Consider the following 17,384-nt stretch of genomic DNA (forward strand, 5'->3'; position numbering starts at 1 on the left):
AAAGGCTTTTTTGTTGATTAAAACTCAAACAATTTATCTTTATTCCTGGTAAACGTGCAGCAACAAAGAATCTCTTGTCATTGCAGTAAATATGCCCAGGCCATTTTTAATATTGGTTGGCGGATTGGTGAGGTTTAAAGAACTTGTTGAACTGCTGTTCACGATATTATTGTATTCTGCATTGACATGGTAGAGGTATACGTCGTAATAGCCGGAAAACTGGAACATCATTCGCTGCGTTTTGAACGTCGACGCCTGTCCAAGATACTCTTCAATATCCTGGTAATCATTGCGGCGCCCAAATCCACTCCCGATACGGTTCGGACTAGCTTCCTGGTTTTTAAACACCATCAGATATTCGCCCTTATCCGGATTGCTCCAAGTAAAATTAACTGCAGTAAAAGTGGTTGTGCTTGAGTCAGGATCCGGATCTGGAACGGCCTGTTCTAAAGATGATGAGGCGAAGGAAACAGGTTTAGATGGCACGAGCGTTGATCCTGACACAGTTGTGCCATTATAAGCAAAACTGAAGGAACAGGAGTTGCCTGCAATAATCAAATCTGTTTCAGTACTTGTGTAAACACCACTTGATGATTCCTTTAGGGTAATGGTCTTTATTCCATTGTTAAAACTTACAGTCAGTCCGGTTACTGCGGCGCCGTAACTGGCTGTATCCAGTAAACCTTTCTGTTTATAAACCTTTAACGTGACGATTTTCCCATTTGTTAAATAAGACTGAACAACGGGGCGGTCAGCGATTGAATCATCGCCCCCATCCTTTTTACAGGCCAGGTAAGCAGTAGCAATGATCAACAAGAAGCATATTCTTTTGAGTATATATTTTATTTCCATTTTAGACTAAGGGTAATGTTTGGTGTAAAGCCCAGATAATTTACATTTGTGGTAATTACCTGATTGTTGTAAATGGTATATTCTTTATACCAGATATTTGTTCTGTTGTAAACATTGAACAGAGAGAAACTAATGCTTCCCGTTTTACGGTTATCTATTTTAATTAAATCGAGTGTGGCGGCAAGATCAAGCCTGTGGTAAGCCGGCATTCTTTCGGTATTTTTCCCACTGATGGTTAAGTAAGTTTTGCTGCTTCCACTGGCATTGTCGATGGTATAGCTGGCAATTGGGGCAGTGTAGGGTTTGCCCGTAGCAAATATCCAGGTGGCAGAAAATGTCCAGTTTCCAAGTTTATACATATTCACCGCTTTAAATTCATTTCTTGCATCCTGGTTTGCCGAGTAATAACTGGCTCCGTAATCATCGAACTGGTTTCTGGCAATAGCCATCGTGTAGCTTAGCCACCCCGTATATTTCCCTGCCTTCTTTTGCAGCAAAAACTCTACTCCGGAAGTATAACCATGGCCATTATAAAAATGCTCTTCTAAAGTAGACGACATTCTGTTGCCTGACAGACGCTGTGAATATTCTGTTAACCCATTGAGCGTTTTGTAATAGCCCTCCACATCGAAGAGGTATTTATCGGTTTCATAACTAAACCCCGCGATGTAATGGTTAGCGCTTCCCACCGGTATACTGTTTCCATTTGCCAACACCCAGAAATCTCTGCTGCCCGAGAGAATATCCTCCCTTACCACACGATTGATAAACTGATAGAATCTGCCTGTGGCGGCTTTTATGGTAAAGCGGTCGGTTAGTGTATATGTTCCTGAAAAGCGGGGTTCAAAATAAGTTTTACCCGTAGGCGAATAGTAGGTTTCTCTTACTCCTCCCTTAAACTGTAACTTTTCCCAGGGGCTGAATTCACCTTCTGCATATGCAGCAACAGTTTTGGCGTCTTTTGACTGATCAATTAATGTGCTGGTGTCGTTCTGACTGTATTTGTAAATCACATTTTGTGCCGATCCATATGCTCCGAATAAAAATTTCACTTTATTATTAACCTGATATTCCCAATCTGATTTAAAACTCCAGTCTTTTAACCGGTTACGTTCAATGGTTCCGGTACTTACCGAACTCTCTGTACCATCGGCGTTGGTGACACCAATTGTATTGGTTCTATCCCGATTGCTATGATAGCTGGAGTAACTCACCAATGTATTGGAGTATAATTCACTATTCCAGCGTCTTGACCACTTGATGCTGGATCCCAGGTTACCGTAAGTAGTTTTATCGGTAACAGTCGGGCTAATAGACGAACTGCTGGTGGTTAAAAACGATGGCACACTAATGGTACGGCTATTATCAAGGTCATCATCACCCTGATACACGCTCAATGCAATCAAATCTTTTTGCCCTAAATTGAGCGTATATTTCGCATTCAGGTCGTAAAAAAATGAGGTAGGTGTAGTTGAAGCCTGAGCTCCACCAAAACCTCCGCCACCCCCGGGTCCTGCAGAAACAGTACTGGTTTTGTTGAACTGACTAAAGATTTTATTGTATAAAGGGCCCTGATAAGATTTTCTAAGCGCAAGCAAGAAAGATCCATTCTTTTTAACAGGCGTTTCCAGATAAACATTGGCCGACAATAAACTGATGTCTCCTCCAACATTCCAGTCTTTCTTGGTTCCTTCTTTACCTGTAATTTCCGTTACACTTGATAAGCGCCCCCCATATTTTGCAGAGAAACCACCCTTAAACAGCTGCACATCCTTTACGGCGTTGCTGTTAAATGCACTGAAGAAACCGTAAAGGTGATCTACCTGATAAACCGTAAATCCATCAAAAAGTACCAGGTTCTGATCAGGCGTACCACCGCGTACATAAGCGCCGGAGGAAGATTCATTACTCGCACTCACCCCTGGCATCAGCTGAAAGGAACGCAAAATGTCTTTCTCTCCTAAATTTGGAAGTTCCGCAAGTTTAGCCGGCGATATCTGCAGCACACTAACCTTACGTTTGTCGGTGCTCATGATACCATCATTCTTCTTACTTTTAATGGTCACCTCTTCCAGATTATTTCTGGCAACCGTTAACCCAATAGATAGCACTTCTTTAGGATTTATAGAAGTGAGCGCCAAACGATCAGACAAATAGCCAACGTAAGCGGTGGCCAGTACGCAGGTATCAGCCGGAATGTTGGAAAGGGTAAAATAGCCGTCGGCATTTGTGGTAGCCCTTAAGCCTGTGTTTTCAATATTAACCACAGCACCGGGCAGCGATTCTCCGGTTAGCTGATCAACCACTCTGCCTGTTAATTTAAACCTTTGCAAGGTAACCTTTCCGCCTCCTTTACGAACCGTATCTACTTTTTCTGTGGTAATGGTCCTCACACTTTGGCTTTCCAAAGGCTGACTTGATCGTTGTGCCCGTTGTAAAGCCCTTACCTCTTCAGGAGTCCTTACAATATAGATGGTACCATCGGGCTCTACCCAATAATGCAGTTCGGCCGATTGGCAAAGCATTTTCAACGCAATGTTTAACGGTGTATTATCAAAGCGCTCGGAAATCAGCTTTTTTTCAGCCAGGCTTCTGTCAAAAACGATTTTAAGCTGGTGTGTTTTGACGAAGTTATCCAATACAACATCAAGCGTTGTAGTATAAAAGCCATTCACAGTTACTTTACTTAAAAGTTTTTGTTGCGCGGAAGAATAGTGGATGAAAATAAAACCTAGAAATAAGGTAATGAGTATCTTTTTTATCATAATTGGAGCTAAATTTAACAGACAATAAGTGGCTCATTTTAAAATATCGACAGAACGGCCTTATGTATCGATAACTATCCCGGAGTTTGAGACGACCGCGGGACTGGCTCACTCCAAAAAGAAATTATTGCTGGTTTGCAACGCCAGGTTTAATGCATTTGCACAACCCATTAAGAATGTCGATTTTTGCAGCAGGTTTGGCATTTCTATTGTTCAAACAATTTTTGAATCGCCAAGGTTAATGATACATGAAAATAATACTTACCACCATTTTTTGTTTATTACTGTTTAATGCATCTTTTGCCCAAAAGGGTGAGGTAACCGTTATTAAAGATCCCTTGATTGATAGCCTGATTGCCAAACGTGCTGAAGTATACAGGACTACTGCAGAGGTGAAATCGGGTAAGCCAGTAGTATCTGCTTACGGTTATCGCGTTCAGGTATTTTATGGCTCCGACCGGCGTGAAGTATTTAATCAGCAGGCACGTTTTAAGAGCTTATATCCAAAACTAAATACCTACCTAGTTTACAAAGAGCCAAACTATTACGTGCGCGTAGGCGATTTCCGGACACGTTTGGAAGCCCAGCGCTTAATGAATGAAATCAGACCAACATTTCCCACCTTATTTATTTTCAGGGAAAAAATTAATGCCCCACAATTAGATACCACAACAAACGATGATCAAAAATAAAGTTCAGGACTTAGCCGCTCAGATTTTTAAAGATGTAGTTGGTTTTCGTCAGCATTTACATGCCCACCCTGAGTTATCCTTCAAAGAATTTGAAACCTCTTTATATGTAAAAGATAAATTGAGTAAATGGGGAATTGAATTTACAAGCTGTGCGAATACAGGCGTGGTAGGTTTAATTAAAGGCAACAAGCCATCGGATAAAGTAATTGCACTAAGGGCAGATATGGATGCCCTGCCGATCCATGAGGCTAACGACAAGCCCTATGCATCGAAAAATCCCGGGGTAATGCATGCCTGCGGACATGATGTCCATACTTCCTCTTTATTGGGAACAGCCTATATATTGAATCAACTTAAAGATGATTTCGGTGGAACCATTAAACTGATTTTTCAGCCCGCCGAAGAACTTCTTCCGGGTGGGGCGAGTATCATGATCAAAGAAGGTGTGCTGGAAAATCCTAAGCCAGATTATATTGTTGGCCAGCATGTAATGCCTTTGATTGACGCGGGCAAGGTGGGCTTCCGTTCCGGGATCTATATGGCCTCTACAGATGAATTATATGTTACCGTTACCGGAAAAGGTGGCCATGGTGCACAGCCTCACCAAAACATCGATCCGGTACTGATTGCTTCACATATTATTATTGCATTGCAGCAAATTGTATCACGCAATGCCGACCCCCGGTTGCCGTCTGTGCTTTCTTTTGGTAAGGTAACAGCAAATGGTGCAACGAATATTATTCCCAATGAGGTAAAAATTGAAGGTACTTTTAGAACTTTAGATGAAGATTGGAGAGCGGAAGCCCATAAAAGAATGAAAAAAATGGCAGAGGGAATTGCCGAAAGCATGGGGGGAAGCTGTGATTTTGACATCCATAAAGGTTATCCGTTCCTTATTAATGAAGCAAAACTAACGGCTAATGCCAGGACATCTGCAGAGGAATACCTGGGTAAGGAAAATGTTGTTGATCTGGATATCTGGATGGCTGCTGAAGATTTTTCTTTTTACTCTCAGGTAACCGATGCCTGTTTTTATCGCTTAGGCACAGGCAATGCAGAAAAAGATACACAGTATTCGGTGCATACGCCAAGGTTTGATGTAGATGAGGATGCATTACAGTTATCTACAGGCTTAATGGCCTATATCGCCTTGAAACAACTGGATTAGAACAAATGGACGATGGGATCCGGATTTTTCATGGCACTTTTGCCATATCATGTAGTATGAAAAAAACATTATCGGCTTTATTATTTGTAACCCTATCTTATTTTGGTTATGCACAGGAAATCCCGCGCTTTAATCCTGATACGATCAAAACCATTACACTGGATTCTGCTGTTAGTATCAAAGCGGAACGATTGAACATTGAAACATTTATTAACCGGATTGTTAATGATACCTCTTTCTATGAGTCTTTCAGGGATATGAAACGCTACAGTTTTATAGCTGAGAACCGGATTTATAGCTACGATAAGAAAAATAAGGTAGATGGAAAAATTTACCGCAAAATAAAACATAATAATGCAGGTCAATACAAGATGGAATACCTTGCGAAAGAAGAAAGCGGCAACCTTTATAAAAAGAATGGCAAATATCAGCTTTATACCATAGAAATGTTCGATTACATTTTTATGAATGCTTACAATACTGATTTCGTTCCAAATGCCCCGGCCAGTGATGGCAAAGGAGGCACCAACGAAAGCTACAAGGATAAACTCAAGACATTGATTTTTAATCCCGGACGACCGGTTAAAGTTCCCTTTATTGGCAGTAAAACTGAGATTTTTTCTGCTAATATGCGCCAGTATTATGACTACGCCTTTTCAAGTGGCACCTACCTGGATTCTATTCCGGTATACCGGTTTAAAGTATCTGTTAAACCTGATTTAAGCAGCTGGACCAAAGATGGACTGATGATCAAAGATCTGGTTACCATTTTCGACAAGCGGAATTTCAATATCCTGGGCAGATACGTAGATATGAAATACAGTAATATGCTTTTCGATTTCGATGTACAGATGAATATTGAGATGGGTTATTTCGGAGATGATAAACTCCCTACCAAAATTACCTATCAGGGCAACTGGGATTATCCTTTCAAAAAAGAAGAACGGGCCAGTTTCCTGATTGTACATAAAGATTATAAGCTTGAAAAGGGTAAGTAGTAATATGCCATCCAGTTGAAAAGACTTATCTTTATTAGCATAAACTATTAATCAGGCTTAAAACCAGAGCTATAATATTATTAAACAATATGAAAAAATTAATCAGAGCCACCATTTTACTAAGCTTTTGCTTCATCGCGTTCACATCTATGACATTTAAACCCAAACGAATTATATTCTTCGGCGACTCCATCACTCAGCAGGGCGTATCTAAAAACGGTTATGTAACATTAATCAGGAAGGCACTGGACTCAACCAAATATGACATTATCGGTGCGGGTATCGGCGGTAACAAAGTATACGATTTGTATCTGCGTTTAGAAGATGATGTTTTAAATAAAAAACCAGATTTAGTGGTGATATATGTTGGGATCAACGATGTTTGGCACAAACAGTCATCACACACAGGAACAGATTATGACAAATACCTGAAGTTTTACCAGGCTTTAATCAAGAAGATTCAGGGTGTGGGAAGTAAAGTAGTTCTAGTTACGCCATCAGTTGTAGGTGAGAAAAAAGACGGCACCAATCCCTTAGATGGTGATTTGAATAAATATGCTGCCGGGATCCGCGAACTCGCTGCAAAAAATAACCTTCCGGTATGTGATTTGAGAAAAGTGTTTACGGAATACGAGGGTAAAAATAATTCTGAAGACAAAGAGAAAGGTGTTTTAACTGTAGACCGCGTTCACTTAAACGAGACAGGTAATCAGTTGGTTGCTGATCAGTTACTACCCCTGGTGAAATAATATTTCTTAAAACCTCAGCCTTAATAATGTATTTTACCAGAACACAAAGATATTTCTTTGTGTTCTTTGTGTTTTTTCTCTGTTATCTTTGTGGTGAACAAGAAGAGGAAAGCACTGTGCGTATATGATCAACCGCGAAACGATAGATAAGATAATGGATACCGCCCGGATTGAGGAGGTAGTTGGGGATTTTGTGCACTTAAAGAAACGCGGAACAAGTTTAATTGGTAACTGCCCCTTTCATGGCGAGAAAACGCCTTCATTTCACGTATCGGTAACTAAAGGAATTTATAAATGCTTTGGCTGTGGCAAGGGTGGTGATTCGGTTAGGTTCATTATGGATCATGAGAAATACTCATACCCTGAAGCACTCAAATTTCTAGCCAATAAATACAATATAGAGGTTGAGGAAGCAGAGCTGTCGCCTGAGGCAGCCGAAGCACAAAGTGCTAAAGAGAGCCTCTACATTGTGTCGCAATATGCGGCTGCATTCTTCGTGAAACAACTTTGGGATACTTCCGAAGGAAAGGCTATTGGCCTCAGCTATTTTAAAGAACGGGGATTTAGAGAAGATATTCTAAAGAAATTTGAAGTAGGTTATTCACCCGATGTTTGGGATGCGCTTACGCAAAGCGCAACAGGAGCAGGACATAAACTGGAGTTTCTGGAATCCACAGGATTATCCATCAAAAACGACAATGGAAAAATTTACGACCGTTTCCGCGGCCGTGTAATGTTCCCTATTCATAATTTTACAGGCAGAATAATCGGTTTCGGAGGTAGAACTTTAAAAACCGATAAAAATGTCCCCAAATATGTCAATTCGCCTGAAAGTGAAATTTACCATAAATCAAATGTGCTTTATGGCTTATTCCATGCCAAGAAAGCCATTCGCGACCTGGATAACTGTTATCTGGCAGAGGGATATGCCGATGTGCTTTCCGTTCATCAGGCTGGAATTGAGAATGTGGTGGCCTCTTCCGGAACCTCGCTAACTGTAGAACAGATTAAGCTTATTGGTCGTTTCACTCAAAACATAACCATTCTTTTTGATGGCGACGCTGCAGGGATAAAGGCCTCTTTAAGAGGGTTGGACATGATTCTGGAAGAGGGACTTAACGTTAAAATTGTTTCTTTCCCCGATGGGCATGATCCCGACTCGTACATGCACCATGTTGGAGCAGGGGCCTTCAAAACATACCTGGAAAACAACCGGAAAGACTTTATTTTATATAAGGCAAATGTATTGCTTAAGGATGCCGGGAACGACCCGATCAAACGCGCAGGCATTATACGCGACATTGTAGAAAGTATTGCCAAAATACCCGATCCGATTAAAGCTTCGGTTTTTGTACGCGAGTCGAGTAGCCTGCTGCAAATCGAAGAAAGTATTTTAATGAGCGAGCTGAACAAAATGCGTTCGGCAAAGTTGAAAAAAAACTTCGAAGGCATTCAAAGATCAGGCAATTCAAATCAGAATCCTTACTCGTCCGGTCCGCCAGAGCCGCTCGGTCCGCCCGATGATTTATGGGACGATTCTGCAGGTCCGCTTGGGCAAGAACAGCAAACGACCAATACTGATGAGATACAGGAAAAGGAAATCGTTCGCCTTTTGCTGGCATACGGTCACGAATTTGTGAATTGGGACAAAATTGATGATATGTATATCGGCCCGTTTATCATGCAAAACCTGGCCGATGTTGAGTTTGAGAATTTGTTATGCAAGAAAATTATAGATCACTACAGCTCAGAAATTGACCAGGGCAGATTGCCTACAGCCAATCATTTTATCAAACATGAAGAACGTGACATCGCTGACCTGGCAATAACTTTATCTACATCCGAATATGCATTGAGTGAAAACTGGTTAAACAAGCATTTGATTTATGTTAAAGATGAAAGCATGAATTTAAAAGCTACCATACTGGGCGGAATTTTTCACTTGAAGAAACGTAAAGTTGATAAGATATTAACCAATCTGCTCAAGGAAATAAAAGAGGAGAATGATACCGATAATCAAATGATTTTAATGCAACGATACGGTGTAATTAAAGGTGTAGAACGAGAGATTTCTAAGTTTCTTGGATCAGTTATTGTAAAATAAAATTAGCATTCAGGGATTTTATTTCCGGTTTTAGGCAATAAATAGATGTTTTATTTTGAAGCTGATCCAAAAATTAATACTTTCAAACGCTGTCATCCCATTCTATCAGTTTATTTAAATTATTGATCAAATGGCTAGACACAATGAATTAGGAAAAGAAGGAGAAAGTATTGCAAAAATATATCTGGAAAAGCAGGGATACGAAATTCTTGACGAAAACTGGACGAGCGGAAAATCTGAAATAGATTTGATTGCACGCAAAAACCGGATAATTATTTTTGTTGAAGTGAAGACAAGGAGTTCTGCTGCATTTGGGGAGCCTGAAGACTTTGTTGAATGGCATAAACAAAAGCAAATGGAATTAGCGGCCACGGCCTACGTTGCGATCATGAATCACAGGTATGATATCCGGTTTGATATTGTTGCAATTACATTTACCAATAATAAGGAATATAAATTAAACCATATAGAAGATGCTTTTTGGCCACAAGATTAAAGACATTAAAAACAACTTATTAGTATGTGCAATTTTAGCGTTTGCAGCGGGTTGCAGTAATGATGAATCCAAAACCTACAGAAGCTTTGATTCACCAATGATCGGTCAGAATGTGTCTGCGGGCAATGAATTTGAAATCAAAGTACTATTCGGGAAAGAGAGGAAAGTTGACTCAGTTGTTTACTTAATTGATACCACCACTGTTGCCGCCAAGGCAGATACAGCAGCCGTCAAAATAAAAACGGACGGGCTGAAATTGGGAAACCATTTGCTTACAGCCCGGATTTATGGCGAAGGTGAACCTGAAGAGCTCACCTCTAACATCAATATTCTTGCTGCTCAGCCACCTGTTGAATACAGCTATAAAGTAGTTAAAACATTACCTCATGATACTTCTTCCTATGTTGAGGGTTTAGAATATCATGATGGCTTTTTTTACGAAAGCGCCGGAGATTATGGTAATTCCAGTTTGAGAAAGGTTGACCCCTCATCAGGAAAGGTACTTCAGAAAGCAGACCTTGATAAGCAGTACTTTGGCGAGGGAATGACAGTGATTGGTGATAAGATTATTCAACTCACTTACCGGGAGAAAGTTGGCTTTGTATACGATAAAGCAACTTTTAAAAAGCTTTCACAGTTTTCTTATAACGAAGGAACCCAGGAAGGCTGGGGTTTGAACTTTGATGGCCAGAAAATCCTAAAAACCGATGGCTCAAATACCATATTTTTCCTGGATAAAGATTCCTACAAAAAAACAGGATCTATTGATGTCTTTGATAACAAAGGAAGTATTCAACAACTAAATGAGCTGGAATACATTGATGGAAAAATATATGCGAATGTATATACAACCAATAATATCCTCATCATTAACCCTGCAACAGGGGCGGTAGAAGGAAAGATTGATCTTTCGGGCCTGTTACCTGAAGGTTACTTTAAAACCGAGGATGCTGTTAACAACAATGTATTAAATGGAATCGCTTACGACAAAGCTACCAAGCGCTTGTTTGTAACCGGTAAAAAATGGCCGCATATTTTTGAAGTAAAAATATTTAAAAAATAACAATGAAGCCAGATCCTCAGATCTGGCTTCATTGTTTTAATCTTTTTTAACGGGCTCATCCAGGTAACCATTGAAAACGATAGGCTGCTTGTTTACACTGCTTGCCGTTAAGGATGCATATCCGTTTTGTGAAATATTGATGGTAAACCGATAATTTTCCCGGGTCACATCCTTTGTATTGATTTGGATGATGTAAGCCCCTTTTCTACTCTTACTTTCTGTATAGGTAAAGTTTTTGGAAGTAAACTTAATTCCTCCTTCGTTGGAATTGTAGGGTGCACTGAATGCTCTGCCATAATATGGTAAGTAGGCGACTACACTATCTTTTGTTACCTTAACATCATACTGCGAGCCTGTCAGGTTAATCATGGTGCCACTTTGTGCGCCAGGCATTGCGCTCATAATTCTGTTGAGGTCATTATTAGCCATTGGCAGCGCTGTATTGGCAACGAAGTTATAGGCTTTATTACCAACAATCTTTGCGGTAGTTTCCTTATCAGTTTGAGCATAGGAAGCAACTGATATCGAAATCAGGGCCAATCCTAAAAAACTTCTTAAATGTTTCATAATATGTGTTTTAACTATTGAACATTTTAATGATGCACAGGTTTACACAATTCCATAATATCGGCATTATTGCTTACCCTTAATACATAAAGATACGAAATCGTAAACTGAGCGGTTTAGTAAAAAATAAACCTTTAGAAAATGATTTTAAAGATTATACTTAATAATTAAATTTGCACCATGTTATTAAGCTGTTTTCAGGAGGATTTTTTAGAGGCAGGATGCGATGAAGCTGGAAGAGGCTGCCTGGCGGGACCAGTATTTGCCGCTGCGGTGATATTGCCAAAAGGGTTTATACTGCACGGCTTGAACGATTCAAAACAGCTAAGTCACGAACAGCGGGATTTGCTCCGCCCCATTATCGAAAGAGAAGCCCTGGCCTGGGCCGTAGCCTCGTGCGATCATGAGGAAATAGACCGCATTAACATATTAAATGCATCCTTTCTGGCCATGCACAGGGCGATAGAAAAATTGCATACCCCACCTGAATATCTTGTTATAGATGGTAACCGTTTTAAGGCATATCCTCAAATTCCACATAGCTGCATTATCAAAGGAGATGGAAAATACCTGAACATTGCTGCAGCTTCCATCCTGGCGAAAACGCATCGTGATGAATTCATGAGTAATCTACACACCGATTACCCCGAATACGGATGGCAAAAAAATAAAGGCTATCCTACCATTGCACATCGCAAAGCGGTAATCGAAATTGGTTTGTCTCCTTTTCACCGTAAGACATTCAACGTTAGCGCACCGCAGTTAGATTTGTTTTCAAACAACGCCTAATTTTTAGTATTTTCACATCATTGTGAAAATTCTGCTAATTACCAAGAAAATCCCTTTTCCACCAAACAGTGGTTATCCAATTGTGGTGTACAACACCATGAAAGGCCTGCTACAACTTGGCGCAGATATCACTTTGTTTAGCCTCAACCCCGAAAAAGGCCGGGTTGACGTAGAAGATATTTACGACCCCATATTTGAGCAAATTAAGCATCACACAGTAGATCTGGATGTCGAAGTGAATGTGTGGTCAGCATTTTTCAATATCTTCACTAATGAATCTTACAACGTATCCCGCTACTACAATGAAGATGCAGCCCGTCAGCTGGAAAATCTGCTCCGCGAAAACACATTTGATATTATACAGTTTGAGGGCCTTTTTGTAGTCCCTTACCTGGATGTGGTAAAGGCCAACAGTAACGCGCGGCTGATCTACCGCGCACATAATATCGAGTTTACGCTGTGGGAGCGTCTATCTCACTCCGAACAATTTTTGATCAGGAGAAAATATCTTGCCTTTCTTGCCCAGCGTTTAAAAGCTTACGAAACAGATCAGATCAACCGCTTTCACCATATTTTTGCCATTAGCGAGCCCGACAGGCAAAGCATTTTGCGGTTCGGATGCAAAGTGCCGATGAGTGTATTTCCTGTAGCCATCGATCTGGAGAAGTATAAGATTGATAAATCGAAAACAAGTTTCCCGACATTGTTTCATTTAGGCGCGATGGACTGGCGTCCAAACCAGGAAGGATTGGAATGGTTTCTTGATGATATTTGGCCTGATATTGAAAAGTTGAATAAAGACCTCCGGTTTTATATTGCAGGTAAGAACATGCAGAAACATTTCTTTGAATATGATTCTGAAAACCTGATCGTGGAAGGTGAAGTTTTTGATGCCATAGAATTTATCAACTCCAAAGCCATTATGATTGTTCCTTTAATTTCAGGAACAGGTATGCGTGTAAAAATTATCGAGGGAATGGCCATGAAGAAATGCATCATTGCTACGGCAACGGCTGCTGAGGGGATCAACTGCCGGCATGGGTATGATATTTTAATTGCTGATACTGCCGACGAATTTTACCGCTCAATTTTACAATGTGTCATCAATCCAAAACGATGGATGGAAATCGGTGAAAATGCCAGAAAAACGGTAGAGAATGACCATGCTGTAGATTTGGTGTCGATCAAAATGCTTCAGGTTTATAAGGAGCTCATGAGCGCTTAACCTGTATCAACTCTTCCATCCCAAATTGAATTTGCCTCAAAACTGATCTTTTTGATGTTCGGATTAGAGCAGATACGACCTGTTCACCCCTCCGGTTTAGCCAATAAAATTTAACTGAAAAGATTCTCATTTTCTTAGTACTTTTGCCGCCAACTAGATTTTAATCATGAAAAATACCGCTTTAACAGAAAAACACATCGCCTTGGGAGCCAAGATGGTTCCATTTGCAGGATATAACATGCCTGTAACTTATGAAGGTATCAATGCCGAACATGCAACCGTTCGTAACGGAGTGGGTGTTTTTGATGTTAGTCATATGGGTGAATTTATTCTGAAAGGCGAAAATGCTTTAGATTTGATTCAGCGGGTAACCAGTAACGATGCGGCTAAACTTTACGATGGTAAGGTTCAGTATTCATGCCTTCCCAATCAGGATGGCGGTATTGTTGACGATCTTTTGGTTTATCGCATTGACGAGAAAACCTACATGCTGGTGGTTAATGCTTCCAACATCGAGAAAGACTGGAACTGGATCCAGCAGTTTAATGATAAAGGTGTTGAAACGCATAATATATCAGATCAGACTTCTTTACTGGCTATTCAGGGTCCTAAAGCTGCTGATGCCTTGCAAAGCTTAACCGATGTGAATTTAGCATCGATGGAATATTACACTTTTGTAAAAGGAACTTTCGCTGGCGTTGATAATGTAGTGATTTCTGCTACAGGTTACACTGGTGCCGGTGGTTTTGAGATCTATTTTGAAAACCAATATGCAAACCAGATCTGGGATGCGATTTTTGAAGCAGGTGCCGCCTACAACATTAAGCCGATTGGTCTGGGTGCCCGTGATACGCTCCGTCTGGAAATGGGATTCTGTTTATATGGAAATGACATTGATGATACTACTTCTCCAATTGAAGCAGGCCTGGGTTGGATCACCAAGTTCTCAAAACCCTTTACCAATTCAGAAGCATTACAGGCTCAAAAAGAGGCCGGAATACAAAAGAAACTGGTAGGTTTTGAAATGATCGACCGCGGAATTCCACGCCACGATTACGAAATTGTTGACGCCGAAGGTAATGTGATTGGCAAAGTAACTTCTGGCACACAGGCTCCATCATTGCAAAAAGCCATTGGTATGGGTTACGTTACTAAAGATTTCTCAAAAGAAGGTACTGAAATTTTCATTTCTATCCGCAATACGTCGATTAAGGCTAAAGTAGTGAAGTTTCCTTTTTATAAATAGATTGAAGTGGCTGGTATCAAGACGGATTTTGCTTGATACTGGCACCTTGATGCCTAATACTCAGATCTCCTGATATGTCAAAAAAAATAGAAGTTTGTTTAACGCCCGCACTGATCGATCTTTACGATATTGAGCAAAGTATCGTGGTGGTGATTGATATACTAAGAGCTACATCGTCCATCACTTATGGCATAGAAAATGGTGCTGAAGCCATTATTCCTGTTGCCAATGTAGAAGATTGTTTAAACTATAGCGATAAAGGATATTTACTGGCTGCAGAGCGTAACGGCGAAGTAGTTGCAGGTTATGATTTTGGTAATTCCCCATTCTCTTATACCAAAGAAAAAGTAGAAGGAAAAACGGTGGTATTAACCACCACCAATGGCACAAAGGCATTGCATCTGGCTAACAGGCGGGCATTTCAGGTTGTCATCGGTTCATTTTTAAATTTAGATTCGCTCTGTGACTACTTACAGCGCCAGAACAAAAATGTACTGCTGCTTTGCGCAGGATGGAAGGATCAGTTTAACCTGGAAGACACTTTATTTGCAGGAGCAGTAGTGCGTAAATTACGCCAAAGCTTTGAGCATTTTGACGATTCCAGTGTGGCTGCGGAAGATTTATACAATCTTGCTAAAGATGACTTGAGAAAATACCTCCATAAATCTTCGCACAGTAACCGCCTTGCGCAACTAAATATCGAAGAAGATGTTGTGTTCTGCCTTCAGCTGAACATTTGCGAAAGCATACCGGTTTTAGAGGGAGAACGTTTGGTGAAGCTTAAAGCTTAGATAATGCCTTTAAACAACGAGAGGCCGGTTGAATCAACCGGCCTCTCGTTGTTTAAAACTGAACCCCAATTACCCACATATTTTCGAGGTAATTGATTTTCTGGCTTGCTTTATCAACTTTATCATATCCGGTAGTGTGAACATTTGTTAAATTAGTTGCTCCCACTTTGGTTGTATTCTGGAGGTATACATTTTTCCAGACGTAAAACTTTAGACCGATTTTGGCAGAAACGCCATAACCAGAAACATTAAAATTGTTATTTCTTCCCTCACCAAATAAGCGTACATCAGAACGTGGAACCATTAATCCACCACCAAGGCCGGTTTCAAGGGTTAGAGATGTATTTCCTCCGGGAGCAACCCAAATATCATCATACCTTTCGATCTCAATATTGGCGTAGTTAAAACCATCGGTATGCTCGTAAGTCAGCATGCTTTCCTTAACATTGATCGTTTGCCCGTTATAATCGCCCGCCATGTTTCCAGTAGGTACGTTATTCTGGGAAATATTAGCACCAATGTGGCCAGTGATGGCCACACTTTGCGGAATATCCATTACATACTTCATATGATCCCAGCCAATAGAAATACTGTAGTTATCTTTAATGAAATAGCCTACGCGGATATTGTATTGCGGAACAGTAATTAATCCCGGATTGATATAATCCCAGCTAAGTTTTGACTGTCGATCGTGAGCAACCACATCCTTCAGGGTAAAATCATAGTTAGGTCCCTGAAAATGAATATCGCTTTTGCCATACCAGGATTGGTTATAACCCCAGTGGAAATAAAAATTACCTTTACGGGAGAAGTTTCTTTTATGTTCAGGATTAAATAAACTCTTTGATGCCGGAGTATTTTCAGTTGATGAGGTTTTGATTTCCTGGGCCTGCATTCTCTTTCCGAATAACACCGCAAGAAATAATATCGATATTCTTTTCACGCAGCAAATTGAGCAAAAAGCACGAACTATTACAAATGCTTTAACATTTTGTAATCGCCCCAATATCAAATATGACTTTGAATCATTAAAACGGAATTAGAACCGGGTGTATACTGCAAGCTGTATGATGTTATTATTGGAATGCCCCGAAATATTCTTCTGAGCCTGATTCATATATCCGGCTTCGAGATCAATTTTTTTTGAGAAACGATAACCTAACGCTAAGTAAGCCCTGTTTTGATCAAATACACTATTATTAATTTTGTCGTTATTCTGGATGTTCAAAAACACTTCGTTCTGCAGGGCAATAAATGGCCCCGATACAAAAGCCGCTTCTGTCTTCTTTAATGGTTGGATCAGCCTGAAGAAATACCGGAATCTTTGTGAAAAAACGTCTTCACCTGCCCGGCCGATAAATCGCTGCTCAACCCTGAGTCTATGGCTTGCGAAAATACTGCTCAGTTTGTGTGTATAAATATATTGCTCGAAAATCCGGTGTTCATGTTGGAATGTGTTACCTGCAATAACAGACTGCGATTGGGTAGCCTGCCATAAATAACCCAGGGCAACGTTATGCTGATCATTAATAAAATATTGCACGGCAGGACGAACCAGCGTATTTCTTACGTATTTCCAGTCATCTGCAGAACGTGCCTGAAAATCGAACTGCAAACCCCATTTTTTATTAAATTTTGTATTGTTTAAAAACATAAACCAGCCCGAGTTCTGGTATTGTGTTTGCGCCATAATACTTGCACTGGCCATGAATGATATCAGGGCCAACAATAATAATTTCTTCATCCTGAGATATTCCGGTTATCTGTAAGGGCTAAAATTACAAAAATACGGGTCAAAATTACCGTTGCTTAGGCTGTTAATTTAAATTTCATTTAACGTTAAGCGATTAAACATTTATCTTCGTTAAAGATTTGGCCC

The 17,384-nt window shown here is 40.3% G+C and carries 16 protein-coding genes; 11 read left to right on the plus strand and 5 right to left on the minus strand.

The genetic code is table 11. From position 1 onward, the window contains the following. Nucleotides 1–39: 39 nt before the first annotated feature. Both AC570I_RS06365 and AC570I_RS06370 read right to left on the minus strand, forming a co-directional pair. Complete coding sequence (locus tag AC570I_RS06365; RefSeq protein ID WP_497404815.1) at nt 40–852, minus strand: DUF4249 family protein; 813 nt, start codon at nt 850–852, stop codon at nt 40–42. Beyond that, the gene (locus tag AC570I_RS06370; protein WP_497404816.1) at nt 843–3,617 is read right to left on the minus strand and encodes a TonB-dependent receptor; all 2,775 of its coding nucleotides are present in this window, start codon (nt 3,615–3,617) and stop codon (nt 843–845) included. The genes AC570I_RS06365 and AC570I_RS06370 overlap by 10 nt, the downstream gene beginning before the upstream one ends. Nucleotides 3,618–3,865: 248 nt before the next feature. On the opposite strand from AC570I_RS06370, the gene AC570I_RS06375 reads away from it, so the two are divergent. The 7 genes from AC570I_RS06375 (at nt 3,866) to AC570I_RS06405 (ending at nt 10,887) form a co-directional block, all read left to right on the plus strand. Continuing rightward, entirely contained in the window at nt 3,866–4,309 is a 444-nt protein-coding gene (locus AC570I_RS06375) for an SPOR domain-containing protein (protein ID WP_497404817.1), read from the plus strand. Then, complete coding sequence (locus AC570I_RS06380; protein ID WP_497404818.1) at nt 4,296–5,477, plus strand: M20 metallopeptidase family protein; 1,182 nt, start codon at nt 4,296–4,298, stop codon at nt 5,475–5,477. The genes AC570I_RS06375 and AC570I_RS06380 overlap by 14 nt, the downstream gene beginning before the upstream one ends. A gap of 56 nt (nt 5,478–5,533) precedes the next feature. After that, complete coding sequence (locus tag AC570I_RS06385) at nt 5,534–6,475, plus strand: hypothetical protein (RefSeq protein WP_497404819.1); 942 nt, start codon at nt 5,534–5,536, stop codon at nt 6,473–6,475. Nucleotides 6,476–6,564: 89 nt separating this feature from the next. Then, a complete protein-coding gene (locus AC570I_RS06390) occupies nt 6,565–7,224 on the plus strand; it encodes an SGNH/GDSL hydrolase family protein (RefSeq protein WP_497404820.1) in 660 nt (219 codons plus the stop codon). A gap of 124 nt (nt 7,225–7,348) precedes the next feature. Further along, nucleotides 7,349–9,328, plus strand: coding sequence for a DNA primase (dnaG, locus tag AC570I_RS06395; RefSeq protein ID WP_047800102.1), 1,980 nt, complete (start codon nt 7,349–7,351; stop codon nt 9,326–9,328). A 130-nt stretch (nt 9,329–9,458) separates the two neighbouring features. Next, on the plus strand, nt 9,459–9,824 hold the full coding sequence (locus tag AC570I_RS06400) for a YraN family protein (RefSeq protein WP_497404821.1): 366 nt from the start codon (nt 9,459–9,461) through the stop codon (nt 9,822–9,824). Next, on the plus strand, nt 9,802–10,887 hold the full coding sequence (locus AC570I_RS06405; protein WP_497404822.1) for a glutaminyl-peptide cyclotransferase: 1,086 nt from the start codon (nt 9,802–9,804) through the stop codon (nt 10,885–10,887). The genes AC570I_RS06400 and AC570I_RS06405 overlap by 23 nt, the downstream gene beginning before the upstream one ends. Before the next feature lie 36 nt (nt 10,888–10,923). Here AC570I_RS06405 and AC570I_RS06410 read toward each other — a convergent pair whose 3' ends face one another. Next, the gene (locus AC570I_RS06410; protein ID WP_047800100.1) at nt 10,924–11,454 is read right to left on the minus strand and encodes a DUF4251 domain-containing protein; all 531 of its coding nucleotides are present in this window, start codon (nt 11,452–11,454) and stop codon (nt 10,924–10,926) included. Nucleotides 11,455–11,634: 180 nt separating this feature from the next. On the opposite strand from AC570I_RS06410, the gene rnhB reads away from it, so the two are divergent. From rnhB to AC570I_RS06430, 4 genes are all read left to right on the plus strand, one after another. Beyond that, on the plus strand, nt 11,635–12,243 hold the full coding sequence (gene rnhB, locus AC570I_RS06415) for a ribonuclease HII (protein ID WP_047800099.1): 609 nt from the start codon (nt 11,635–11,637) through the stop codon (nt 12,241–12,243). Between the two features lie 22 nt (nt 12,244–12,265). After that, a complete protein-coding gene (locus tag AC570I_RS06420) occupies nt 12,266–13,468 on the plus strand; it encodes a glycosyltransferase (protein WP_047800098.1) in 1,203 nt (400 codons plus the stop codon). Between the two features lie 166 nt (nt 13,469–13,634). Next, nucleotides 13,635–14,714: a glycine cleavage system aminomethyltransferase GcvT gene (gene gcvT / locus AC570I_RS06425; protein ID WP_047800097.1), complete on the plus strand. Its 1,080-nt coding sequence runs from the start codon at nt 13,635–13,637 to the stop codon at nt 14,712–14,714. Nucleotides 14,715–14,788: 74 nt separating this feature from the next. Next, nucleotides 14,789–15,505 (plus strand): 2-phosphosulfolactate phosphatase, encoded by a 717-nt coding sequence (locus AC570I_RS06430; RefSeq protein ID WP_047800096.1) that lies wholly within the window; start codon nt 14,789–14,791, stop codon nt 15,503–15,505. 52 nt (nt 15,506–15,557) lie between these two features. On the opposite strand, the gene AC570I_RS06435 is transcribed toward AC570I_RS06430, so the two are convergent. Further along, nucleotides 15,558–16,448, minus strand: a complete 891-nt coding sequence (locus tag AC570I_RS06435) for a hypothetical protein (RefSeq protein ID WP_047800095.1) — start codon at nt 16,446–16,448, stop codon at nt 15,558–15,560. A gap of 96 nt (nt 16,449–16,544) precedes the next feature. Next, entirely contained in the window at nt 16,545–17,249 is a 705-nt protein-coding gene (locus AC570I_RS06440; protein ID WP_497404823.1) for a DUF2490 domain-containing protein, read from the minus strand. Nucleotides 17,250–17,384 lie beyond the last annotated feature (135 nt).

Source organism: Pedobacter sp. A2324 (assembly GCF_059693705.1).

Coding starts and splice junctions, on each gene's coding strand:
- AC570I_RS06405 (WP_497404822.1), top strand. CDS start 9,802: ATGCTTTTTGGCCACAAGATTAAAGACATTAAAAACAACTTATTAGTA.
- AC570I_RS06365 (WP_497404815.1), bottom strand. CDS start 852: ATGGAAATAAAATATATACTCAAAAGAATATGCTTCTTGTTGATCATT.
- AC570I_RS06385 (WP_497404819.1), top strand. CDS start 5,534: ATGAAAAAAACATTATCGGCTTTATTATTTGTAACCCTATCTTATTTT.
- AC570I_RS06390 (WP_497404820.1), top strand. CDS start 6,565: ATGAAAAAATTAATCAGAGCCACCATTTTACTAAGCTTTTGCTTCATC.
- rnhB (WP_047800099.1), top strand. CDS start 11,635: ATGTTATTAAGCTGTTTTCAGGAGGATTTTTTAGAGGCAGGATGCGAT.
- AC570I_RS06410 (WP_047800100.1), bottom strand. CDS start 11,454: ATGAAACATTTAAGAAGTTTTTTAGGATTGGCCCTGATTTCGATATCA.
- dnaG (WP_047800102.1), top strand. CDS start 7,349: ATGATCAACCGCGAAACGATAGATAAGATAATGGATACCGCCCGGATT.
- AC570I_RS06380 (WP_497404818.1), top strand. CDS start 4,296: ATGATCAAAAATAAAGTTCAGGACTTAGCCGCTCAGATTTTTAAAGAT.
- AC570I_RS06400 (WP_497404821.1), top strand. CDS start 9,459: ATGGCTAGACACAATGAATTAGGAAAAGAAGGAGAAAGTATTGCAAAA.
- AC570I_RS06370 (WP_497404816.1), bottom strand. CDS start 3,617: ATGATAAAAAAGATACTCATTACCTTATTTCTAGGTTTTATTTTCATC.
- gcvT (WP_047800097.1), top strand. CDS start 13,635: ATGAAAAATACCGCTTTAACAGAAAAACACATCGCCTTGGGAGCCAAG.
- AC570I_RS06430 (WP_047800096.1), top strand. CDS start 14,789: ATGTCAAAAAAAATAGAAGTTTGTTTAACGCCCGCACTGATCGATCTT.
- AC570I_RS06375 (WP_497404817.1), top strand. CDS start 3,866: ATGAAAATAATACTTACCACCATTTTTTGTTTATTACTGTTTAATGCA.
- AC570I_RS06440 (WP_497404823.1), bottom strand. CDS start 17,249: ATGAAGAAATTATTATTGTTGGCCCTGATATCATTCATGGCCAGTGCA.